The following is a 22,684-nucleotide window of genomic DNA, read 5'->3' on the forward strand; positions in this document are numbered from 1 at the left end:
CACACGCTCGTCGACCGCTCGCGGTACGACGGCCCGTACCTGCCCGGCTACGCCGCCGCCACGACCACGGTGACCCGCCGCGAGGGCCACCCCAAGCGGCTCTTCCAGGCGGTCGACCACTGCGTCGGCAACGTCGAGCTCGGTCGGATGGACGAGTGGGTCGAGTTCTACAACAAGGTGCTCGGGTTCACGAACATGGCCGAGTTCATCGGCGACGACATCGCCACCGACTACTCGGCGTTGATGTCGAAGGTGGTGGCATCGGGCAACCACCGCGTGAAGTTCCCGCTCAACGAGCCGGCGATCGCGAAGAAGAAGTCGCAGATCGACGAGTACCTCGAGTTCTACGCCGGCGCCGGCTGCCAGCACATCGCGCTCGCCACGGGCGACATCCTGCGCACCGTCGACATCCTGCGCGAGAACGGGATCCAGTTCCTCGACACCCCGGACTCCTACTACGACGACCCGGAGCTGCGCGAGCGGATCGGCAAGGTCCGCGTGCCGATCGAGGAGCTGAAGAAGCGCAAGATCCTCGTCGACCGCGACGAGGACGGCTACCTCCTCCAGATCTTCACCAAGCCCATGGGCGACCGGCCGACGGTGTTCTACGAGTTCATCGAGCGCCACGGCTCGCTCGGCTTCGGCAAGGGCAACTTCAAGGCCCTCTTCGAGGCGATCGAGCGCGAGCAGGAGGCTCGCGGCAACCTCTGAGCGCCACCCCGCAGCCTGCAGCGGATGCAGAACCCACCGATGTCGGTATGCCTGGGGTGACCCAGGTGTCACGCCAGGCATACCGACATCGGCATGGAAGGATTCGGGCATGACCCAGATCCCCGCGGGGTGGTACCCCGACCCGGACCCGCAGGCCCCGGAGCCGAAGGGCCAGCGCTACTGGGACGGCCGGCAGTGGACCGAGCACGTGCAGCCGCCGGTGGGCCAGCCCCAGATGGGGCAGGCGCCTCTGGGGCAGGCGCCGCAGGGGCAGCCCGGCTACGGCTCGGCCCCGGCGTACGCACCGATGTCGCCGTACGCCGACGCGGGCCGGCCGGCCGTGGCCACGACGCCCGACGGGCAGGAGCTCGCGGGCTGGTGGCTGCGCGTCGCGGCATACCTCATCGACGCGGTCATCGTCGGCGTGATCAGCGCGGTCATCGCGTTCCCGTGGATGCGGGATGTCTTCGACGCCTACGGCGACTTCATCTCCCAGGCCCTGGACGCGGCCGAGTCGGGCGGAGCCGCGCCGGACCAGTCCGAGCTGATGGCCGAGATCACCGGACCGCTGGCGGTGGTCAGCCTGATCGGGCTGGTGGTGTCGCTGGTGTACCACGCGGGCTTCCTGCGGTGGAAGGCCGCGACGCCTGGCAAGCTGGCGCTCGGCATGCGGGTCCGGCTCCGCGAGACGCCGGGCCAGATGTCGTGGGGCACCATCCTCAAGCGCTGGGGCAGCCAGTTCTGGTACGCCATCGTCGCCACGGTGCCGGTGATCGGCGGCATCGCCGGCCTGTGGCCGCTGGTCGACGGTCTGTGGCCGCTGTGGGACTCCAAGAAGCAGGCGCTCCACGACAAGGTCGCCGCGACCAACGTGGTGCGGCAGCGCGGCAGCGTCTGACCCGCCGCGCCGCCGGACGGGCGGTCGGCTCAGAGCACCTTCGACAGGAACGCCTGGGTGCGCTCGTGCTGCGGGTCGGCCAGCACGACCCGGGGGTCGCCCTCCTCGACGATGACGCCGCCGTCCATGAAGACGAGCTTGTGCCCGACCTCGCGGGCGAAGCCCATCTCGTGGGTGACGACCATCATCGTCATGCCCTCGCGGGCGAGGTCCTTCATCACGTCGAGCACGTCGCCGACCAGCTCCGGGTCGAGGGCACTCGTGGGCTCGTCGAAGAGCATCATGTCGGGGTCCATCGACAGCGCCCGGGCGATCGCGACGCGCTGCTGCTGGCCCCCCGACAGGTGTGCCGGGTAGGCGTCCTCGCGCTCGGCGAGGCCCACCTTCTCGAGGTTGCGCCGGGCCACCTCGACGGCCGCCGCCTTGTCTCGTCCCTTCACCCGCTGCTGGGCGATCGTCAGGTTGCGCAGCACGCTCAGGTGCGGGAACAGGTTGAACTGCTGGAACACCATGCCGATCCGGCTGCGCACCTTGTCGACGTCGACGTCGGGGTCGGTGATCTCGATGCCCTCGACGAGGATCCGCCCGGACGTCGGCTCCTCGAGCCGGTTCACGCAGCGCAGCAGCGTCGACTTCCCGGAGCCGGACGGTCCGATGACGCAGACGACCTGTCCCTGGTCGACGTGGAAGTCGATGCCCTTGAGCACCTCGTTGTCGCCGAAGTACTTGTGCAGCTCCTGCACGTCGATGGCCGCCGCGTTGCGGTCGGGCTCGAGCTCGGTGTCGTTGGTGGTCATGTCAGCGGGCCCTTTCCGCGCGGGCTTCCATCCGGCGTACGACGATGGCCAGCGGCACCGTGATGAACAGGTAGCAGACCGAGATCACGATCAACGGGGTGAAGTTGTTCTCCTGGTTCAGCACCTCGCGACCGAACGCCGCGAGCTCCACCGACGAGGCCGTGTAGCCGAGCAGGTACACCAGCGAGGAGTCCTTGGTGAGCAGGATCAGCTCGTTGGTCAGGGGCGGCAGGATGATCCGGAACGCCTGCGGGATCACGATCGACAGCATCGCTCGTGAGTGGGACATGCCGAGCGAGCGCGCCGCCTCGAGCTGGCCCTTGGGCACCGCCTGGATGCCGGCCCGGATCGTCTCGGCCATGTAGGCACCGCCGACCAGGCCGAGGGCGACCGTGGCGATGCCCAGCACGCCGCCCGGGACCTCCCGGCCCGGGAAGGCGATCGGCACGCCGACGCTGAGCGCGATGAACACGACGAGCGCCGGCAGGCCGCGGAAGAACTCGATGAATCCGGTCGCGATCCAGCGGTAGGGGCCCACGGACGACAGCCGCATCAGCGCCAGGACCAGCCCGAGCACCAGCCCGAACGTGAACCCGCACGCCGTGTAGAGGACGGTGTTCTTCAGCGCCACCGTGAGGACCTCGGGGAGCATCCCCGCGATGATGTCGATCTGGAAGAACTGCTCCCGAATCGTGGCCCAGTCGGCCAGCAGCACCGCCGCGAGCACGAGCAGGGCGAGTACGACGTACTGGATGCCGCGCGAGACCCGTGCTCGCTTCCGCGGGCTCATCGCCATCGGGGTCTCCTCGCGCTCGACGGGTGGGGCGGGAAGGTTCAGTTGACGAAGTCGGGAAGCTCGGCGTCCGGGAAGTACTTCCGGAAGATCTCCTCGTAGGTGCCGTCAGACTTGGCCTTCTCGAGCACTTCGTTGACGGTGTCGAGGAGCGCGTCGTTGCCGTCCTTGGCGACCGCGAAGCCGTACTCCTCGCCGGTGTCGAACTCCGCGGTCACCTCGGTGTCGGGGTTCTGCTCGGCGAAGTCGTAGAGCACCCCGTTGTCGTTGACGCCGGCCGCAACGTCGCCGGTCTTCACGGCGCTGGTCAGCAGCGCGAGGTCCTCGAAGGTCTTGAGCTCGACGTCGTCGGGGGCGTTCTCCTCGGCGTACGCCTTGCCGGTGGTGTTCGCCTGGACGGCGACCGTCTCACCGGACAGCGACTCGAGGGAGTCGAAGCCCGATCCCTTCTTCACCAGCAGGGCCTGGGTCGCCTGGAAGTAGGGGTCGGCGAAGTCCATCACCCGGGCGCGCTCCTCGGTGATGGTCATCCCGGCGGCGGCGATGTCGCACTTGCCGGTGCTCATGGCCTGCCCGGTCTCGATGGTCTCGAACGGCGTGTTCACGATGGTCTGCTCGACCCCGAGCTCCTCGGCGACCAGGTCCATCAGGTCGACGTCGAAGCCGACCACCTCGCCAGCCTCCTGGAACTGGAACGGCTCGTAGGGCAGGTGGGTGCAGACGGTCAGCTTCTCCGCGGCGACGAGCTGCTCGCCGCCCTCGAGCTCGGTCGTGTCGGTATTCGCGGCGCAGGATGCCGTGGACACGGCGAGCGCGGCGGCGATGACGATGGTCCCAAGACGAGTGTTCATGCCGGTCACATTAGGTGACCCGCCGGAGCGGACGCACACGTGTCCCACCGGAAGCTGCGGCCGGACCGCCGCGTCAGCAGGGCAGGTCGAGCTCGCGGTACTCGTTGACGACCCAGGACCGGTCGGGGGAGAGGAACATCAACGCCCGGACCAGCCCGCGCTCACGGCCGTCGAGCGGCACCGGCTCGCCTGCCTGCATCTGCCGCACGTCCGTGCCGTCGAGGCAGACCGACAGCGACACGAACTGACCCCGCGTGGCCTCCACGTCGACGTCCGCACGGGCGGTGCCCTCGAACCGGATGTCGTTGCTGCGCAGGTGCCGCACCGAGCTCCGGAAGCCGTCCACCACCGGCTCGGCCGCGACGTCTTGGAGCCGCGGGTCGAGCTCGGCCGTGCGCAGCGTGCGGCGTACCGCCTCCTCGAACGTGGCATAGGCCGCCATCGCCTGACGCTCGCGAGCGTTGACGGACTCGGCGTAGCTCAGCTCCAGACCCACCTCGGGGACGGCGGTCGGCAGCGCCTCCTCCGACGCGCTTGGCTCGGGGCTCGGCTCGGCGGTTGCCGACGTGTCGTCGTCGCCGATGCGGGGCGGGTCCGCCGACGACGGCTCGTCGGAGCCGCACCCGGTGACGAGCAGGCCGACCGCGAGCAACGGTACGACGGGCGCGACCAGGCGTCGCAGTGACCTCGTCACGAGACCGCGCGCACGAGGGCCTGCGACTCCTGCACAGGGACCTCGCCCTGGGCGGAGGCCGACATCGCCTCCAGCTGACCCTGCGGAACGCCGTTGGCCGTCCAGCTGAGCGTCCACACGCTGGTGGCGGTCACCGGGGTGGCGGCGTCCGAGCGGGTGAACGTCAGCGTGCAGTCGCTGGCCGCGGTCGCCGGCGACCAGGGGGATCCGCCGTCTGCGCAGGTGACGGCGCCGGCCGTGGGCGCGGCGAACTCGACACCGTCGAGGTCGGCGTTCACCGTGACCGAGTTGCCGCCGGCGCTCGCGGTGACCGTGCCGGTGTCGGGGTGGTTGCCGTCGACCCAGAACCAGGTGTCGAGGTTCACCAGCGACGCGCCGCCACCAGCGATCTTCGGGTTCCAGTCGAACGTGGGCTCGGGCAGCGTCATCGCGTCCCGGGCCGCCTGCAGCAGGATCTCCGGCGGGATCGGCGGGACCGGCGGCTGCTCGCCGTCCGGCACGTAGACGGACTCGTTCTCGGCGAACCACTCGTTCGCGTAGTCGAAGAACGCGTCCATGTCGTCTCCGAACGTCTCGCTCGAGCACGACGAGCTGTACCAGTGCCCCTTGGTGTCGTTGCGGTGCTTCTCGTAGCCGGGGTAGGGGTCAACCCCGCCGACGCCGTGGAACATCTGCTGGTTGGCGGGGTCCTCGTACCACTCGGCGAACTCCTTGCCGGTCTTGCCCTGGGAGTACCAGCATGGCGTCGGCACGGACACGGACGTGCTGCCCGACCCGCCACTGCCGTCGCTGCCGCCGCCGACGAAGGTCCCGGTCACGCTCACGGTGATGGTGCGGCCGTCCGACTGCGGCGTCGGCGTGCTGTCGCAGTTGCCGGTCAGCGAGCAGGCGGCTGCCGGCGACAGCAACGCCCCGCTCAGGACGATCCCGGCTGCGGTTCCCAACGTGGCGACGACGCGGGTGGTGTGCTTCACGTGCTGGTGCCCCCTTGTGCACGACGGGGACCGAGGCGCGGCCGACGGGACCCGTCCCGAAACTGGCTCCCCGTACCTTATGCCCGGGTTCGGCGGTCGCGGAAGCCCTGCCAGGCGCGACCTCAGACCAGGTGGTGCTCGTAGGCGAACGCGGCCGCGGCGGTCCGGGACCGCACGTCCAGCTTGGCGAAGATGTTGCTGAGGTGCCGGGCGACGGTCTTCTCGCTGAGCACCAGCTCGGTGGCGATCTCGGGGTTGCTGCGCCCGGCGGCGACGAGTCGGAGCACCTCGACCTCCCGGGCGGTGAGCCCGGCGGGAGCCGTCGGCGCGAGCAGGGCGGCAACCTCCCGCTCGGCCGGCAGCGCGCCGATCTCGCCGAAGGTACGCCGGGCCGCGGTCAGCTCGGCGATCCCGGAGGCCTCGTCCCCGAGCCCTCGGAAGGCCTGTCCCAGGACCGTCCGGGTGCGGGCCGTCTCAAGCGGCGCCTCCAGCCGGGTCCAGAGCCGTGCCGCCCGGCGCAGGTGCGGCACCGCCCCGGCCAGGTCACCGCGGGCTCCGAGGGCGCTGCCGAGGGCATGGTCGGCGGCGGCCTGGAGCCCGGCGCACCGGAACTCCGCGGCCAGTCGGACGAGCTCTTCGGCGCTCGCCGCGGCCTCGTCCAGCGCGCCGGCGGCGAGCCGGATCTCGGTGGCCGCCGGGAGCAGCCGGGCCCGCGCGACCGGGTCTCCGACCTCCGACATGAGCCGCTCGACGACGGCCGTCGCCGCGGACAACCGCCCCTGGTCCAGCCAGAGCAGGGCAAGGCTCGGCTGCGGCTCGTGGCCGTGGGCGACGGCGTGCTCGAACGCCGACTCCGCCCCGGCGAGGTCGCCGCGGATGCGCAGCACCTCGCCGCGTTCGGCCCAGACCAGCCCGACCGCGGGACCCGCGCCGGCCAGGTCGTAGCGGACCAGCGCCCGCTCGAGCTCCTCGAGCGCGGCGTCGTACGCGCCGCGCACCCGCATGATCTGGCCCCGGTGCACCGCGCACTGACCCGTGAACGGGACCAGGCCCGGCTGGTCCTCGCACCAGCGGGTCAGCATCGTCGTCCACTCCGCCGCCCGGTCGAAGTCGGCGACCTCCTGGCATCCCTCGATCATCGAGCAGTAGACCGTCCCCGCGACCAACGGGCCGACCTCGCCGGCCGCGATCCCGGTCATGGACTCGTCGAGGCGCGCAAGTCCCTCCGGCACCCTGCCGGTGTGCATGAGCATCCGACCCACCGACGAGACTGCGAGCGCCGTCAGGTCGGCGTCCCCGAAACGCCGGCCGTAGCCCTCCGCCTCGGTCGCCAGCGGGAGCGCCTGGTCCATCGCCCCGGAGAAGACATGTCCGTACATCCGGTCGATCAGGAGGTAGCCCCGCTCCACCACGTCGTCGGCGACCTGGTCCAGCAGCCGCTCGGAGCGTGACACCCAGCCACCGGCGACGGCCGGTTCGTTGGCGAGCTCGAGCACCATCCCCAGCCAGAGGCCGCAGCGCGCGGCGGCGACCAGGTCTCCGGCGTCGAGGTGCAGCCGGTGCGCCCGCTGCATCGCCTGGACGCAGTCGTTCCTGTGCCCGAGGAGGAATGCCACGGTGGCCAGCCGGAAGAAGTCGGCGGCCGTCAACGCGTCGGGCCCGACCTCGGACAGACCTTCGTACGCCGACAGCCAGTCCCGACGGTCGTACGCATCGCGGGCCCTCACCAGCTCCTCGACCACGCCCATGGCGCACTCCTCCCCGTCGAAGAATACGCGCGCGGCCGGCACCGGTCAGGCCGCGACGGAGGCCGAGCGTGGACGGGTGGACGCACGCTGGGCGATCCGCTCGGTGATCCGCTGGGCCACGAAGTCGGCGTCCCGGCCGATGCCGGGGAAGATCATCGACGAGAACGCGAACTGGAAGCTGAGACCGCAGAAGAACAGTCCCGGAGCCGCGTCGACGACGCCGCGGTACTCGACGGGCCAGCCGCGGGCGTCGAAGACGGGGAGGTCGATCCAGTCGAAGACCTGCCGGAACCCGGTGCACCAGATGACGTTCGTCGCGTCCACCACCGTGCCGTCCCCGAGCTCCGGCAGGCCACCCACCACCCCCGTGACACGCGCCTCGGTCCTGGTCACGCCGCGGCTCTCGAGGTCCGCACGCTTGACCCGAAGCGCCGGGCCACCGTGGAAGCGCACCTCGTCCATCTCCTTGCGTCCCATCGGCGTACGCCGGGTCAGGACGTGCCGGAACACGAACACGATCAGCGGAAGGGTCGCCCGTGCCCGTCGGGACTCGAGCTGCACCGGGAGCTCGCCGCAGTCGCGACCGCACAGCACCGTCGGGTGGGAGTCGGCGACCTCGTAGGCGATGTCGGTGCCCGAGTGCGAGGCACCGACGACCAGCACGGCACCGGGACGCAGCTGCTCGGGTCGGCGGTACTCGCTGGAGTGCATCTGCAGGATGCCCGGGTCGAGGTCGGCGGCGGCGTCCGGCATGAGCGGGGTGCGCCCGAAGGAACCCGTGGCCACCACGACGTTGTCGCACGTGATCGCGCCGTCCTCGACCTCGGCCCGGTAGCCGTCCCCGTGGCGGCTCAGCCGCTTCACCCGTGTGCTCATCCGCACCGGCAGGTCGTGTGCGAGGGCGTAGGTCTCCAGGTAGTCGGCGACCTCGTCCTTGCCGGGGTAGTGCCAGTCGGCCGCCGGGAACGGCAGGCCCGGCAGGCCGTCGTACTTCGCAGGCGTGTAGAGCCGCAGCGAGTCCCACTGGCGCCGCCAGTTGTCCCCGACGCGGTCGTTGGAGTCGAGGACGAGGAAGTCCCGGCCGCGGCGCTGCAGGTGGTAGCCCGTGGAGAGCCCCGCCTGCCCGGCGCCGATGATGAGGGTCTCGATGTGCTGACTGGTCATCACGTTCTCCTGACGAGTTGCGGTTGCCAGAAAACTAGGGGGCGGCCGGCGCGCCCGCGTCGGGAGAACCGACCATCTTCGTGGGCGGGTCGATGGGTAGGTTCACGCATCCCGCGCGGCCGTCCGCGAGGTGGCGGGAGCGGCGCGCCGCGGATTCCCGTCGCGGGGCGTGGTACCGAATCCGCCAGACCAGCATCGTCGCGCTGGTGAGGATGTAGAACATGTGCAGCGCCCAGATCGGGCCGGGCGGGAGGCTGAACACGTACGCCGAGTGCACCGCGTTGCCCAGGTTGGCCAGCGCGATGTTGCCCATGCTGTACGACGCCAGGTCGCGGGTCCGGTGGGCCTTGGCGAGCATCGGCAGCGTGCTCCCCGCGAAGATCACGGTGGAGAGCACACCCGCGAAGACCGGGATGTCGCCGACGTTCATGGCCGGAACGCTAGGTGCGGGACCGCCGTGACCGCGTCGGCAGTTCCACCCATCCCGGCTCGTCGCCGAGATGGGGCGATCGTTGCAGTCAGGCCGCCGGCGTGATGGTCCCGGTGACCTCGCCGAGCGCTATCCGCCCGCCGAGCGTGCCCGCGGCGGTCGCGCGGAGCGTGACGGTGTCGCCGTCCTCCAGGAAGGTCCGCTGGGAGTCCGGGCCGCCGAACGGCTCCCTGCCGCCCCAGGACAGCTCCAGGAACGAGCCGCGCTGGTCGCGCTCGGCCCCACTGACGGTGCCGGACGCGAACAGGTCGCCGGTGCGCAGGCTCGCCCCGTTGACGGTCATGTGCGCCAGCATCTGCGCGGGCGACCAGTACATCGAGGAGTACGGCGGTCGCGCCACCGTCTCGCCGTTGAGCAGCACCTCGAAGGCGATGTCGTAGCCGGCTCCTGGCCCGACCGCCAGGTAGTCGAGCGGGGCGGGGTCCTGGGCAGGCAGGTCGACGCGGGCGGCGTCGAGCGCCTCGAGAGGGGTGACCCACCCGGCGACCGACGTCGCGAACGACTTGCCGAGGAACGGCCCGAGCGGGACGTACTCCCAGGCCTGGATGTCGCGGGCAGACCAGTCGTTGAGCGGCAGCACGCCGAACACGTGTTCCTCGAAGGCGGAGGTCGCGACCCGCTCGCCCTGCGCCGACGGGGCGCCGACCACGAAGCCGAGCTCGCACTCGATGTCGAGCCGGCCGGTCGGCCCGTAGGTGGGCTGGTCCTGGTCGGGCGCCTTCCGCTGTCCGCACGGGCGGCGCACGTCGGTGCCGCTGACCACCACGGTGCCAGCGCGGCCGTGGTAGCCCACCGGCAGGTGTCGCCAGTTGGGCAGCAGCGGCTCGGCGTCGGGGCGGAAGATCTTGCCGACGTTGGAGGCGTGGTCGAGCGAGCAGTAGAAGTCCACGTAGTCGGCGACCTCGAACGGCATCGAGAGCGTCACCTCGTCGACGGGCAGCAGGTGCGGCTCCACCAGGCCGCGCTCGGCCTCGTCGGTGAGCAGGGAGACGATCCAGCGTCGTACGCCGGACCAGTGCGCCCGGTCCAGCGCGAGGAGCGGGTTGAGCGCGGGTGCCTCGAACACGTGCGCCACCTCGAGCATCTCGGCGGCGGCGACGGGCGCCAGGTCGAGCACGTGGTCACCGATCCGGACGCCCACCCGGCCTTGCTCGCCCTCCCACGAGGAATGGCTGAACACCCCGTAGGGCAGGTTGTCGACGTCGTACGACGAGCCGGCGGCACCGTCGACCCAGGTCTGGCGGGCGGGCATCAGGACTCCTGGTTGGTTCGTGGGTCGGGGTCGGGGACCAGCCCCAAGGTGACGAGGTCCTGCAACGGCTCGAGCACGCTGCACGAGCCGAACGACATGAACCATCGGCGGGTGCGGGCCAGGGTGTCGAGGTCGGGCAGCGCGGCGGCGAGGGCCGGTCCGTCCCGCTCGTCGAGCACCGCGCGGACGTCACCCCCGTCGAGGGCGGCGCGGGTCGCGGCGAGCACGTTGAGGAACCCGTGGTGGGTGAACCCGGTCTCCGGGTCGGTGTGCCGCACCGCGTTGTGCAGACCGGCCGTGCACTTGAACGGCGTCTCCCGGTCGAGGGCTGCGTCGATCCACGAGGCGAGGTCGTCCACGGAGGGGAACCGGTCGGCGTCGACGCCGCCGGTGCGGTACTTCAGCCGCAGCTCCGCGGCGGCCACCTCGTCGGCGGCGGCAAGCCAGCCGTGGGTGGTCGGTCCCTGCGGGAGCTCGACGTGCACGGTCACGTCGTCGTCGATGGCGCCGTGGTCCCGGGCCTGGTCGACGGCGGTCACGACCCGGCGTGCGTTGCCGAACAGGTCGTCCGGGTCGCGCAGCGCGACTTCCACGCCGACCAGCCGCACGCCCCGCATCCGTCGTGCGCTGCTGGCCGCCGGGGCGACCGCCCCGGCACCGCCGCCCACGACCACGCTGACCGGCAGCGGCCGGTCGTCGGTCAGCCCGGCGGCGTCGATCGCGTCGCCGAGCTCGGGCAGCCGCTGGTCGGACACCACGAAGCACCCGACCAGAGACGACCAGGGCTCGTCCCGGCGCTCGTGCCAGGCGGTCACGGCCGCGTCGAGCGGGCTGTTGCCGGGCGGGAAGATCGCTGCGTCGTCGACCAGTCCGACGTACGGTGCCGGGAGTCCGCGCGGATCCGGCCTCGTCGGTCCGGTCGGGGTTGCCGGGAAGTCGGGCACGGTGCGAGGCTAGCGCAGGAGTGACTCAACGGACACATTCGTCCGATAACAGGACATGCTCGACCGGGCCCCGGACCGGGCTCGCCGGCTCGACCCCGTGTCTCGACAGGCTCGACAACCAAGGAGCGACATGGCCCACTACCGTCAGGTCGGAGAGGTGCCGGGCAAGCGGCACACAGTCTTCCGCGACGCGCAGGGCGCGCTGCGCTACGAGGAGCTGATGGGGGAGGAGGGATTCTCCTCCGACTCCTCGCTGCTCTACCACGCCGGTGTCCCGTCGGCGATCGTCGACAGCCAGGTCTGGGAGCTGCCCGACCTGACGCTCACCTCGAACCACCCCCTGAAGCCGCGGCACCTCAAGCTGCACACGCTGTTCGACGAGCCCGCCTCCGCGGTGGCCGAACCCGGCTCCTCGGTGGTCGAGCCCGTCGAGACCCGCAACCCGGTCGAGCACCGCCGGCTGGTGCTCGGCAACGGCGACGTGCGGATCTCGTACGTCGTCGCGGGCGGCGCCTCGCCGTACTACCGCAACGCCGTGGGTGACGAGTGCGTCTACGTGCAGGAGGGGTCCGGCGTCGTCGAGACGGTGTTCGGTGTGGTGCCCTACCGCACCGGCGACTACGTCATCGTGCCGCGCGCGACCACGCACCGGTGGGTTCCCGCCGAGGCTTGTCGCCTGTACGCGATCGAGGCGAACAGCCACATCCACCCGCCGAAGCGCTACCTCTCCCGGTTCGGGCAGATGCTCGAGCACGCGCCGTACTGCGAGCGCGACCTCTACGGACCCGACGAGCCGTTCCTGGTCGAGGGCACCGACGTCGAGGTGTTGGTGAAGCACCGGGGGAGCGGCCAGCACGCGCAGGGCGGTCTGGTCGGCAGCCGGATGACCTATGCGACGCACCCGTTCGACGTGGTCGGCTGGGACGGCTGCCTGTACCCCTACACCTTCAACGTCGAGGACTTCATGCCGATCACCGGCAAGGTGCACCAGCCGCCGCCGGTGCACCAGGTCTTCGAGGGCTGGAACTTCGTGATCTGCAACTTCTGTCCGCGCAAGGTGGACTACCACCCCGACTCGGTGCCGGTGCCGTATTACCACTCCAACGTCGACAGTGACGAGGTGATGTTCTACGTCGGAGGCGACTACGAGGCCCGGAAGGGGTCGGGCATCAACATCGGATCGGTGTCGCTGCACCCCGGCGGCTACGCGCACGGGCCGCAGCCCTCGGCGATCGAGGCGTCGTTGGGTGCGGAGTACTTCGACGAGCTGGCGGTCATGGTGGACACGTTCAAGCCGCTGGACCTGGGGGAGGGGGCGCTGGCGGCGGAGGACCCGGCGTACGCGTGGACCTGGGCTGGACGCGGGCCCGGTGCGGCGGGGCCGGACGGTGGGCCGGCGGTCTACTCGAACTCCTGAGACCCTCCCGAAAGTCGTAGGCTTCTTTACTACCGCGGGCTGGCCACGAGGAGTTGAGTGAGCCACATCACATCCGCTCGCGACCGCTCTTCGCAGTCGCCGTCAGCGAGGGGAGACACGGGGTGTCCATCTCACGCACGACCGCGCGCCGCCGCAGCGTCGCGCTCCTCGCGGCCGGGGGCCTGCTGACCGCAGGCCTGACCGCAGTCACCGCCCAGAGCGCCGCGGCCCCGAACGGGCCGCGCCGGCTCTACATCGTCCAGCTCGACGAGCGCCCGATCGCCGCCTACACGGGAGGAGTGCGCGGCTACGCCCGCACGGCCCCGCGAAAGGGCGCCAAGGTCGACGTGCGGTCGGCCGCCGCCCAGCGCTACGGCCGGTTCCTGACCCGACGTCAGGACCGTGCCCTCGCTCGGATCGGCGGCGAGCGGGTCGTCTACCGCTACCGGGTCGCGCTCAACGGCGTGGCCGTACGGATGTCCCGGAGTGCCGCGGACGAGCTGCGCCGCGCCCCGGGCGTGACGGCGGTGACCCGCAACCGGATCCACAAGATGGACACCCAGCGCACGCCGACCTTCCTCGGCCTCAACCAACGCGGTGGGCTCTGGGACCAGACCGGCGGGCGTGACGGTGACGCGGGCCGCGGCACCCTGGTCGGCATCGTCGACTCCGGCATCTGGCCGGAGAGCCGCAGCTTCGCCGGCGAGGACCGTCGCCCGCCCAGCCGGTTCCGCGGCGACTGCATGCCGGGCGAGCAGTTCCCGGTTACCACGTGCAACAGCAAGGTCGTGGTCGCGAAGTACTTCAACCAGACGTTCCCGCCGCAGGACCTGCTCCCCGGCGAGTTCCTCTCGCCCCGCGACGGCAGCGGCCACGGGTCGCACACCGCCAGCACGGCCGCCGGCAACTCCCGGGTGCGTGCCCGGGTCGAGGGACTCGACTTCGGCCGGATCAGCGGGATGGCGCCCGGCGCGAGGCTCGCGATCTACAAGGTCTGCTGGAACGGCGACGCGGGCGGCTGCGGCACGGTGGACAGCGTCGCCGCCATCGACGCAGCGGTCGCCGACGGTGTCGACGTCATCAACTACTCGATCAGCGGCTCGCTCGCGAACACCTTCGCCGACCCCGTCGAGAACGCCTTCTTCAACGCGGCCAGCGCCGGCGTTTTCGTCGCCGCCTCGGCAGGCAACAACGGGCCCGGTGCCTCCACCGTGGCCCACAACAGCCCGTGGTTGACCACCGTGGCGGCGGGCACCCACGACCGCGACGGCCAGGGCTCGGTGACGCTGGGCAACGGCACGACCTTCCAGGGCAAGTCGATCACGGCCGCGGTCGGTCCCGCGCCGCTGGTCAACTCGACCGCGGTCGGGCTCGCCGGCGTCCCCACGCGTGACGTGCAGCTGTGCTTCGCCGACACCCTCGACCCGGCGCAGGTGGCCGGCAAGATCGTCACCTGTGCGCGCGGCGTCAACGCCCGCATCGCGAAGAGCCAGGAGGTCGAGCGGGCCGGTGGCGTCGGGATGGTGCTCTACAACGAGACCCCCAGCTCGGTGAACGCCGACCTCCACTTCGTGCCCACCGTGCACGTCAACGAGGTCGACGGCGCGGCGATCGTCGGCTACGCCGGCACCGCGGGTGCCACCGCGAGCCTGTCGGCCGGGCAGCTCGTGTTCGGCGTCCCGGCGCCCGATGTCGCCGACTTCTCCTCCAGGGGTCCCGCCGCCGCCACCGGTGGCGACCTGCTCAAGCCGGACGTGATGGCGCCCGGCGTCGACGTCCTCGCCGCGGTCGCGCCGCCGTCGAACTTCGGCCGGGACTTCGACTTCTACAGTGGTACGTCGATGTCGAGCCCGCACATCGCGGGCATCGGCGCACTCCTCACCGACCTGCACGGGAACTGGTCGCCGGCCGCCATCAAGTCGGCGCTGATGACCACCGCGGCGCAGGCCCGCAACAACGGCTCGCCCATCGCCGGCACGCCGTTCGACTTCGGGTCCGGCCAGGTGGTGCCGAACTCCGCGGCCGACCCCGGACTCGTGTACGACGCGGGGCGGCAGGACTGGCGCAGCTTCGCGGCCGGCGCCGGCCAGTGCGCGCTGTGCGGGGACACGACACCCGCAACCCCGCGGGACCCGAGCGACCTGAACTACCCGTCGATCGCGATCGGCGCGCTGGCGGGGTCGCAGACGGTCACGCGCTCGGTGACGAACGTGTCGGGAGGGCGGCTCGACGTCACCGCCCAGGTCCAGGCACCGCCCGGCCACACCGCGACGGTCTCGCCCACGTCGCTGTCGTTGCCGCCCGGCGGCACCGCGTCATACCAGGTGACGCTCACCCGGACCGACGCCGCCTTCGGCCAGTTCCAGCACGGGTCGATCACGTGGTCCGGTGGCGGGTACGACGTACGCAGCCCGATCGCCGTGCGCCCGGTGGCGATCGCCGCACCGGCCGCGGTCGCGGTCACGGGCACCGCGGGCAGCCGGACCTGGCAGGTCACGCCCGGCTACACCGGCACTCTGGCGACCCGCGTGGACGGGCTCGTGGCGGCGACGACGCAGACGAGCACGCACGCGGACGGACAGGCCGGCAACTTCAACGTTGACGACCCGGAGTCGAACGTCGCCAACCCGTCGGTGAAGGCGTACACGTTCGATCTCCCCGCCGGACGCACGCTGGCCAGGTGGTCGACGTTCGCGGACGCCTCGAGCGCCGCGGTCGACGACATCGACCTGTTCGTCTACCGCGCCGGCGCGCTCGTCGGGGCGAGTGCGACCGGGTCGTCCGACGAGACCGTGACCTTGTCCAACCCGCCGGCCGGCCAGTACCGAGTCTTCGTGCACAACTGGGACTCGGACGCGGCGACCAACGACATCACGCTGTTCTCCTGGCAGCTGGACGGCAGCTCGGCCGGCAACGCGACCGTGACCGCTCCGGCGACGGTCAGCACCGGCCAGCCGGTCGACGTGACGTTCAACTGGTCCGGGCTGACGGCCGGCACCCGCTACCTCGGCCGGGTCGTCTACAGCGACGGAGCGGTCGACCGGGCCGCGACCATCGTGGGGGTCACCGGGTAGGTCGGGACGCGACCGGCCGCGGCGGGCGGACCGCCCCGGCCGTGTCGCGCCGGCGCGGACACGGGGCTCGGGGTGCAGGATGAGGAGCGTGCCGACGTACGTCGCGTTCCTCCGGGCGATCAACCTGGGGAACCACCACAAGGTCCCGATGGCCGACCTCCGCACCTGCCTGGCCGAGGCCGGTCTGCGGGACGTCGAGACCCACATCCAGACCGGGAACGTGCGGGTCGGCACCTCGATGCGCTCGGTCGCCAAGGTGGAGAAGCTGCTCGAGGAGCTGCTGCTGGAGAGGTACGGCTTCGAGGTGCCCACCATCGCGTTCACGATGGCGCAGCTCCGGCAGGTCTACGACGACGCGCTGGCCGCGGTCCCGCCCCAGGGCAACGCCACCGGCGAGCGGCGCTACGTGCACCTGTTCAAGACCGGCGACGCGCCCACCGGCGACGTGGCCGCCGCCATCGCTGCCTGGGACCGGCCGGGGGAGGCCGGCCTGGTGATCGGGCGGGCCGTGCACGTCTGGCTCGACGGCCCGTCCCAGCAGGCGAAGCTCCTCGGCGCGTTCGGCAAGGCGCTCGCGCGCGGCACCAACCGCAACCTCACGGTGATCGCGGCCGTGGCCGAACGGTGGACCGGGGACGGTCGGGTCAGGACGTGACCGTGGTGGCCGGGGCCGACGGCGCGCGCTCCAGGTTGCGGACCGACCTGGAGGTCAGCGCCAGCAGGGCGATCGCGATGTAGGCGACGCCGCTCCAGAGCATCACGTCGCGGTGGCCGAAGGCCTCGCCGAGCGGGCCGTAGGCGAGCTGGCCGATCGGCATCGCGACGAACGAGCCGAGGGCGTCGTAGGAGTACGCCCGCGACAGCATCGAGTCCTCGATGTTCTCCTGCATCGCGAGGTTCCAGCCCATCGAGAAGACCTCGATCCCGGCGCCGGCCACGAACATCACGATCACCATCGTCAGCAGGTGCGGTTGCGCGCCGAGCACGATCAGGGGCACCCCGAAGAGTGCGCAGCCGAGCATCCCGGTCAGCAGCGGTCGTCGGAGCTTGACCCGCAGCAGGATCACTGTCATCGCCAGCAAGCCCGCCGACTCGGCCGAGAGCACCAGGCCCCAGCCCTGCTCGCCGAACGTCGCCTTGGCGATCGCCGGGCCCAACGTGAGGAGGCCGCCGGCGTGGATGGCGTTGAGGAAGCCGAACGCGAGCACCACCACCCACAGCCAGGTCGTGGTCCGGAACAGGGTCCAGCCCTCGCGCAGCTCCTGGAACGTGCTGGTCTGCTCCTCCTTCGGTGGGCGCGGCGGAATAGTGACGGGCACGAGGAGGATCGAGGCCACCACCCAGGTCAGGGCGTTGACGGCGAGCGCCCAGCCGGGTCCGACCGTGACCACGAACAGCGCGCCGATCGTCGGCCCGAGGATGGTGAGGCCGCCGCGGGAAAGTGACAGCAGCGCGTTGGCGGGCTGCAGCTGCTCGCGTGGCACGAGCTGCGGCACCATGCCGGCCATCGCCGGGAAGCCGGCCGCGTCGGAGGTGCCGTTGACGGCCGCCAGCACCAGGATCATCCAGAGCTCGGCCGAGCCGGTGATGAAGAGGTACGCCATCACCCCCCAGGTCAACGCCGCGACCAGGTTGGACAGCTGCATGACCACTGCGCGGGGGAACCGGTCCGCGATCACGCCGCCGAACAGCATGAACACCACCAGGGGGATGGTGCGCGCCGCCAGCACCTGCCCGACGGCGGTGGCGTTGCCGATCTCGAGCACGGCGAAGGCCAGCGCGACGTGGGCCATGTTGGAGCCGAGCGTGTCGACGAAGCGGGAGGCGTAGTACCAGGCGAAGTTGCGGTAGCCCAGCGGTGCGAAGGCGGCCTTCCAGGTCATGCGTCCCCCGTGTGGCTCGTGGGCGAGTCGTCCATCTCGAACGTCGCTGCGGTCATGTTGACGTGCAGGGTGCCGGGCGTGCGCGGCGGCTTCGCCTCGGCGTGGACCAGCTGCGAGGCCTCCTCGACCAGCGACTGGACCTGCTTCCAGGTCTCGGGTGTCACCCACAGCTCGGCGTCGGTCAACCGGGTCGGGGTCCGGGACTTGCGCAGCGTCGCGCGTCGCACCAGCTCCTCGGCCATGGCGCGGACGTAGAGACCGCGGTCCTCGGCCGTGGCCTTCGGGTCCTTGAGCTCCGCGTCCCAGGGGTGCCGGTATCGCTTGGCGACGCCTCCCCTGATCTTCTCCTCGCCCGCCTCCACGACCAGGCCCGTGCCGGCCAGGAAGCGGAGGTGGTACGACGCGTTGGCGTGGGTGATGTCGAGCTCGCGGGCGATCTCCGCGGCGCTCATGTCGGCACCGGTCAGCAGGGACAGGATCTGCAGCCGCACCGGGTGCGCGGTGGCGCGCATCGAGGACACGCTGCGTGCCTCGGCCTGCTTGTCAGCCATGCCCGACCCCTTACTGCCAAAGAACTCTTGGAGTGTTCTACCGCAGCGACCGGCCACTGTCAAACAGTTATTGGGAGGTCGTGGATCGAGGGGTCACGCGTGCAGCGACACGCCGCCCACGAGCCTGAGTTGGTGACTCCTCGCGCGGCTTTGGGGTCAGCTCACGTGGACGCCGGCCTGGGTCAGGTCGGTGAGGGCGGCCTTGGTCGTCTCCGGGGCGACGCCGGCGCACAGCGACCCCAGCACGGTCGTGTCGAAGCCCTCCTTGGCCGCGTCGAGGGCGGTCGCCCGCACGCAGTAGTCGGTGGCCAGGCCGCACACGTCGACGTGCGTGACGTCGTGCGAGCGGAGCCAGTCGGCGAGGGTCGACCCGTCGGCGCACCTCCCCTCGAAGCCCGAGTAGGCCGCGGCGTGCTCGCCCTTGAGGAACACCGCGTCGAAGGGCTGCGGGTCGAGGTTGGGGTGGAAGGCCTCGCCGTCGGTGCCGACCACGCAGTGCCGCGGCCAGCTGTCGACGAAGTCGGGGTCGTCGCTGAAGTGCGCCCCCGGGTCGATGTGGTGGTCGCGGGTGGCGACCGCGACGTCGTACGCCGGCGCCTTCGGGTCCTTCTGGGTCCAGTGGTGGAGCATCGTGCCGATCCGGTAGGCCACCTCGGCGCCGCCGGTGACGGCGAGGCTGCCGCCCTCGCAGAAGTCGTTCTGGACGTCGACGACGATCAGCGCACGCTTCATGCTGCGACCCTAGCGACGGCGGATCGAGCGGGGAAGGACGTCGAGCGGAGGCCCCTCGCCCCGGGGCCGGAGCCCCGGCCGGCGGGTTCAGGGTCTGGCCGGCGCGTCCAGCGGCAACCAGGCCAGGACCGTCTGGATCTCCGTGTCCCAGAACCCCCACTCGTGCTCGCCGGGTCGGAAGTTCACCTCGACGTCGAGCCCCTTCTCGTACGCCGCGTCGACGAAACGGGTGTTGCCGGCGAACAGGTGGTCCTCGGTGCCGCACGCCACGTACAGCGAGGGCAGCGCGTCGGGGTCGGCGTCGGCGAGCATTGCGAACAGGTCCTCCCCGGGTCCGGGGACGCCGCCGTAGATCCGGTCGGGCAGCTCGCTGCGTTCGGCAAGGGTGGCCAGCGCCACGACGTCGAGTGCGCCCGACATGCTGGCCGCCGCCGCGAACCGCTCCGGCTGCCGCAGCGCCCACTTGAGCGCGCCGTACCCGCCCATCGAGAGCCCGGCCACGAAGGTGTCCTCACGACGGGCGGAGACCCGGAAGAACCTGCCGACCACGGCGGGCAGCTCCTCGGACAGGAAGTCCCAGTAGGCGTGCCCGTGCGCCTCGTTGGCGTAGAAGCTGCGCCCGACCGCAGGCATGACCACGGCGAGCCCGCGCTGGGTGGCGTAGCGCTCGATCGAGGTGTAGCGGAGCCAGGCGGTGTGGTCGTCGGACATCCCGTGCAGCAGGTACAGCACCGGCGGGTCCGGCGACTCCTGGTCCTGAGCGTCGGCGGACGCGATGCCGATCTGCGCCTGGGTCGGCTGGGGCAGCACGACGGTCAGCGAGGTGCCGAGCTCCAGGGCCTCGGAGAAGAAGTCGACGGTGAGCAGCGCCATGTCTCAGCCCGCCACGTGCTCGGTGGGGATCACCGGCTCGCCGCGCGACATCTGCCGGGCCGGCATCGGCAGCTCCGCACGCGCCGCGAGGTGCCGGGCCCGCATGGTGTCGAGGTCCTCGCGGCCGATGATCTCGCCGTCGCGGACCAGCGGCACGAGGAGCGCGCGGTCGTCGCCGTCGTCGACCGGCGGGGTGCCGATGCCGACCACCTCGGCCTCCGCCACGCCGTTGCGGTTGCGCCGGCGCAGGGCGTACTTCCGACCGCCGATCGAGATCTTGTTGGTGCTGGTCTTCGCCACGTCGACCATCGCGCCGTCCGCCCCTTCGCGCGAGACGAGCTTGTAGACGAAGCCGCAGGTCGGGTGCCCGCTGCCGGTGACCAGCGAGGTGCCGACGCCGTAGCCGTCGACCGGCGCGGACGACAACGCGGCGATGGCGTGCTCGTCGAGGTCGGAGGTGACGATGATCCGGGTCCCGGTCGCCCCGAGCCGGTCGAGCTGGGCGCGCACCTCGTGGGCGAGCACCCCGAGGTCTCCCGAGTCGAGCCGGACGGCGCCGAGGTCGGTGCCGGCGACCTCAACCGCCGCCTGCACGGCCTCGCGTACGTCGTAGGTGTCCACCAGCAACGTCGTCCCCGAGCCGAGGGACGCCACCTGCGCGGTGAACGCGTCCCGCTCGGTGTCGTGCAGGAGCGTGAAGCTGTGCGCGCTGGTGCCCGACGTGGGGATGCCGTACCGGTGCCGGGCCGCCAGGTTGGACGTGCTCGCGAAGCCGGCGACGTACGCCGCCCGGGCGGCCGCCACCGCCGACTCCTCGTGCGTGCGACGGGACCCCATCTCGATGCACGGCCGCTCGCCCGCGGCCAGGGTCATCCGGGAGGCGGCCGACGCGATCGCCGAGTCGTGGTTGAGGATCGACAGCAGGACCGTCTCGAGCAGCACGGCCTCGGCGAACGTGGACTCGACGACCATCAGCGGGGAGTACGGGAAGTAGATCTCTCCCTCGGGGTAGCCCCAGATGTCGCCGTGGAACCGGTAGTCGGCCAGCCACGCCAGCGTCGGCTCGTCGACCACACCCCCGGCACGCAGGGTCGTGATCGCCTCGTCGTCGAAGACGAACCGCTCGACCGCGTCGAGGGCCCGCCCGACGCCGGCCACGACGCCGTACCTCCGGCCGGCGGGCAGCACCCGGGGGAACAGCTCGAAGACCGCGCGGCGCTCGGCCGTGCCGTGCTCGAGAGCCGCCTGCAGCATCGTCAGCTCGTAGTGGTCGGTGAGGAGGGCCGTCGTCACGCCGGCCAGCCTAGGGTGCGTGGGGGAACGAGTCCGCTCCTCGGGAGGCTCCTAGGATGAGGACGTGTCCACCCCCATGCCTGTCGAGACCGAGGAGCCGGACCAGGCGCTCGTCGTGGACCGGCCCTGGTCGACGGTGGTGTGGAACGACCCGGTCAACCTGATGTCCTACGTCACCTACGTGTTCCAGACCTACTTCGGCTACCCGAAGCGCAAGGCCGAGAAGCTGATGCTCGAGGTGCACCAGGACGGCAAGTCGACGGTGTCGCACGGGTCCCGTGAGGAGATGGAGCGCGACGTGCAGGCGATGCACGAGTACGGACTCTGGGCGACGATGGAGAAGACGGAGTGACGCCCCCGTTGGTTGAGCCGGTCGAGCCCTTCGAGCCGCCGCGATGAGCGGTGGGTTCGAGCCGCGTCGGGGCGGCGGGGCGGTCGCGACGTTCACCGGGTTCGAGGCGGACCTGCTCCGGTCGCTTGCCTCGCAGCTCGTCGAGCTGCTGCGCAACGAGGTGGCCGCGCCGACCGGTTCCAACGACCCCCTCGAGCAGCTGCTGGACTTCAGCGGTCCGACCACCGAGCCAGACGACCCGGTGCTGGCCAGGCTGTTCCCCACGGCGTACCCCGACGACCCCGAGGCCGCGGGGGAGTTCCGCCGCTTCACCGAGGGTGGGCTGCGCGACGCCAAGGCGCGCTCGGCCGTCCTGATCATCGACACCCTGGAGCAGGCCGGCCTGCCGCACGAGCTGGCCGAGGACGGGCTGCACGTCGACGTCGAGCTCACCCGGGAGGAGGCGACGACCTGGATGCGGTCGTTCACCGACGTGCGGCTCGCGCTCGCCACCCGGCTCGGCGTCGAGGAGGGTGACGAGGACTTCTGGATGTCGCTCGACGACGAGGACCCACGCACCCACGTGCACGACATCTACGAGTGGGTCGGCTACCTGCAGGAGACGCTGGTCGCGTCCCTCGCGCGCTGACGCCGCTGACCCCCCGACACCGGTCGGGATGGACCGTCTCGCGATGCGGACAAGGCGCCCGGGGGTGGGGTGCGTCACCGCCGCCCGCCTACCCTCGGTACGTGTTGAGGATCGACCAGGACATCTACGACGCGATCGTCGCCCACGCCCGGAAGGACCACCCCGTCGAGGCGTGCGGCGTGGTCACCGGCCCCGAGGGATCCGACCGCGCCGAGCGGTTCGTGCCGATGATCAACGCCGCGGGATCGCCCACGTTCTACGAGTTCGACAGCCACGACCTGCTCGGGCTCTACAAGGAGATGGACGCCCGCGACGAGGAGCCGGTGGTGATCTACCACTCGCACACCGACACCGAGGCCTACCCGTCCCGCACCGACATCGGCCTCGCGATGGAGCCGAACGCCCACTACGTGCTGGTCAGCACACGCCAGCACGGGAATAGCGACGGGCCCGTGGAGTTTAGGTCCTACAGGATCGTCAACGGCCAGGTGACGGAGGAGGAAGTCTCCGTCACGGCCCGCGCCGACAGCTGATCGGGCCGAAACGGCCCGCCCGAGACGACGAG

At 71.3% G+C, this 22,684-nt stretch carries 23 protein-coding genes; 8 read left to right on the plus strand and 15 right to left on the minus strand.

Translation table 11 applies throughout. The annotated features are described in order from the left end of the window. Window positions 1-711, plus strand: a 711-nt coding sequence (gene hppD, locus VFH10_RS17600) for a 4-hydroxyphenylpyruvate dioxygenase (RefSeq protein ID WP_325130927.1), incomplete at its 5' end; no start/stop codon positions are given. A gap of 109 nt (window positions 712-820) precedes the next feature. After that, window positions 821-1,609: an RDD family protein gene (locus tag VFH10_RS17605; RefSeq protein ID WP_325130929.1), complete on the plus strand. Its 789-nt coding sequence runs from the start codon at window positions 821-823 to the stop codon at window positions 1,607-1,609. Between the two features lie 29 nt (window positions 1,610-1,638). On the opposite strand, the gene VFH10_RS17610 is transcribed toward VFH10_RS17605, so the two are convergent. The 10 genes from VFH10_RS17610 to VFH10_RS17655 all read right to left on the minus strand — a co-directional run bounded on the left by VFH10_RS17610 (window position 1,639) and on the right by VFH10_RS17655 (window position 11,316). After that, window positions 1,639-2,406 carry an amino acid ABC transporter ATP-binding protein gene (locus VFH10_RS17610; RefSeq protein ID WP_325130931.1) on the minus strand — a complete coding sequence of 256 codons (768 nt, stop codon included), beginning with the start codon at window positions 2,404-2,406 and terminating at the stop codon, window positions 1,639-1,641. Window position 2,407: 1 nt separating this feature from the next. After that, entirely contained in the window at window positions 2,408-3,202 is a 795-nt protein-coding gene (locus VFH10_RS17615; RefSeq protein ID WP_325130933.1) for an amino acid ABC transporter permease, read from the minus strand. Window positions 3,203-3,240: 38 nt separating this feature from the next. After that, window positions 3,241-4,050: a transporter substrate-binding domain-containing protein gene (locus VFH10_RS17620; protein WP_325130935.1), complete on the minus strand. Its 810-nt coding sequence runs from the start codon at window positions 4,048-4,050 to the stop codon at window positions 3,241-3,243. Between the two features lie 73 nt (window positions 4,051-4,123). After that, entirely contained in the window at window positions 4,124-4,744 is a 621-nt protein-coding gene (locus VFH10_RS17625) for a hypothetical protein (RefSeq protein ID WP_325130936.1), read from the minus strand. Further along, the gene (locus tag VFH10_RS17630; protein WP_325130937.1) at window positions 4,741-5,718 is read right to left on the minus strand and encodes a hypothetical protein; all 978 of its coding nucleotides are present in this window, start codon (window positions 5,716-5,718) and stop codon (window positions 4,741-4,743) included. Before VFH10_RS17630 ends, VFH10_RS17625 begins: the two co-directional genes overlap by 4 nt. 122 nt (window positions 5,719-5,840) lie before the next feature. Further along, window positions 5,841-7,466: a LuxR C-terminal-related transcriptional regulator gene (locus VFH10_RS17635; protein WP_325130939.1), complete on the minus strand. Its 1,626-nt coding sequence runs from the start codon at window positions 7,464-7,466 to the stop codon at window positions 5,841-5,843. 45 nt (window positions 7,467-7,511) lie between these two features. Continuing rightward, window positions 7,512-8,630 (minus strand): flavin-containing monooxygenase, encoded by a 1,119-nt coding sequence (locus tag VFH10_RS17640; protein WP_325130941.1) that lies wholly within the window; start codon window positions 8,628-8,630, stop codon window positions 7,512-7,514. A 34-nt stretch (window positions 8,631-8,664) separates the two neighbouring features. Beyond that, window positions 8,665-9,060, minus strand: a complete 396-nt coding sequence (locus tag VFH10_RS17645; protein WP_325130943.1) for a hypothetical protein — start codon at window positions 9,058-9,060, stop codon at window positions 8,665-8,667. Between the two features lie 88 nt (window positions 9,061-9,148). Continuing rightward, window positions 9,149-10,372, minus strand: a complete 1,224-nt coding sequence (fahA, locus tag VFH10_RS17650) for a fumarylacetoacetase (RefSeq protein WP_325130945.1) — start codon at window positions 10,370-10,372, stop codon at window positions 9,149-9,151. Further along, complete coding sequence (locus VFH10_RS17655; RefSeq protein ID WP_325130946.1) at window positions 10,372-11,316, minus strand: hypothetical protein; 945 nt, start codon at window positions 11,314-11,316, stop codon at window positions 10,372-10,374. Before VFH10_RS17655 ends, fahA begins: the two co-directional genes overlap by 1 nt. A 130-nt stretch (window positions 11,317-11,446) precedes the next feature. Between VFH10_RS17655 and VFH10_RS17660 the strand changes: the two genes are divergently transcribed. The 3 genes from VFH10_RS17660 to VFH10_RS17670 all read left to right on the plus strand — a co-directional run bounded on the left by VFH10_RS17660 (window position 11,447) and on the right by VFH10_RS17670 (window position 16,462). Further along, window positions 11,447-12,733, plus strand: a complete 1,287-nt coding sequence (locus tag VFH10_RS17660; protein ID WP_325130948.1) for a homogentisate 1,2-dioxygenase — start codon at window positions 11,447-11,449, stop codon at window positions 12,731-12,733. 122 nt (window positions 12,734-12,855) lie between these two features. Beyond that, the gene (locus tag VFH10_RS17665) at window positions 12,856-15,807 is read left to right on the plus strand and encodes a S8 family serine peptidase (RefSeq protein ID WP_325130950.1); all 2,952 of its coding nucleotides are present in this window, start codon (window positions 12,856-12,858) and stop codon (window positions 15,805-15,807) included. A gap of 88 nt (window positions 15,808-15,895) precedes the next feature. Further along, complete coding sequence (locus VFH10_RS17670; RefSeq protein WP_325130952.1) at window positions 15,896-16,462, plus strand: DUF1697 domain-containing protein; 567 nt, start codon at window positions 15,896-15,898, stop codon at window positions 16,460-16,462. Here VFH10_RS17670 and VFH10_RS17675 read toward each other — a convergent pair. The 5 genes from VFH10_RS17675 to VFH10_RS17695 all read right to left on the minus strand — a co-directional run bounded on the left by VFH10_RS17675 (window position 16,452) and on the right by VFH10_RS17695 (window position 21,139). After that, window positions 16,452-17,690: an MFS transporter gene (locus VFH10_RS17675; protein WP_325130954.1), complete on the minus strand. Its 1,239-nt coding sequence runs from the start codon at window positions 17,688-17,690 to the stop codon at window positions 16,452-16,454. The genes VFH10_RS17670 and VFH10_RS17675 overlap by 11 nt on opposite strands. Next, window positions 17,687-18,241 (minus strand): helix-turn-helix domain-containing protein, encoded by a 555-nt coding sequence (locus VFH10_RS17680; protein WP_325130956.1) that lies wholly within the window; start codon window positions 18,239-18,241, stop codon window positions 17,687-17,689. The genes VFH10_RS17675 and VFH10_RS17680 overlap by 4 nt, the downstream gene beginning before the upstream one ends. Before the next feature lie 156 nt (window positions 18,242-18,397). Then, complete coding sequence (locus VFH10_RS17685) at window positions 18,398-18,973, minus strand: isochorismatase family protein (RefSeq protein WP_325130958.1); 576 nt, start codon at window positions 18,971-18,973, stop codon at window positions 18,398-18,400. A gap of 87 nt (window positions 18,974-19,060) precedes the next feature. Continuing rightward, window positions 19,061-19,846 (minus strand): alpha/beta hydrolase family protein, encoded by a 786-nt coding sequence (locus VFH10_RS17690; protein WP_325130959.1) that lies wholly within the window; start codon window positions 19,844-19,846, stop codon window positions 19,061-19,063. Between the two features lie 3 nt (window positions 19,847-19,849). Then, window positions 19,850-21,139, minus strand: a complete 1,290-nt coding sequence (locus VFH10_RS17695; RefSeq protein ID WP_325130960.1) for a nicotinate phosphoribosyltransferase — start codon at window positions 21,137-21,139, stop codon at window positions 19,850-19,852. Between the two features lie 76 nt (window positions 21,140-21,215). Here VFH10_RS17695 and clpS point away from each other — a divergent pair, with 76 nt between their 5' ends. The 3 genes from clpS to VFH10_RS17710 all read left to right on the plus strand — a co-directional run bounded on the left by clpS (window position 21,216) and on the right by VFH10_RS17710 (window position 22,652). Further along, window positions 21,216-21,491, plus strand: a complete 276-nt coding sequence (clpS, locus tag VFH10_RS17700; protein ID WP_325130984.1) for an ATP-dependent Clp protease adapter ClpS — start codon at window positions 21,216-21,218, stop codon at window positions 21,489-21,491. A gap of 43 nt (window positions 21,492-21,534) precedes the next feature. Next, the gene (locus VFH10_RS17705; protein ID WP_325130961.1) at window positions 21,535-22,119 is read left to right on the plus strand and encodes a DUF2017 domain-containing protein; all 585 of its coding nucleotides are present in this window, start codon (window positions 21,535-21,537) and stop codon (window positions 22,117-22,119) included. Between the two features lie 101 nt (window positions 22,120-22,220). After that, complete coding sequence (locus tag VFH10_RS17710; RefSeq protein ID WP_325130962.1) at window positions 22,221-22,652, plus strand: M67 family metallopeptidase; 432 nt, start codon at window positions 22,221-22,223, stop codon at window positions 22,650-22,652. Window positions 22,653-22,684 lie beyond the last annotated feature (32 nt).

The sequence above is a fragment of the Nocardioides sp. genome (assembly GCF_035697785.1).
GTDB lineage: Bacteria > Actinomycetota > Actinomycetes > Propionibacteriales > Nocardioidaceae > Nocardioides_B.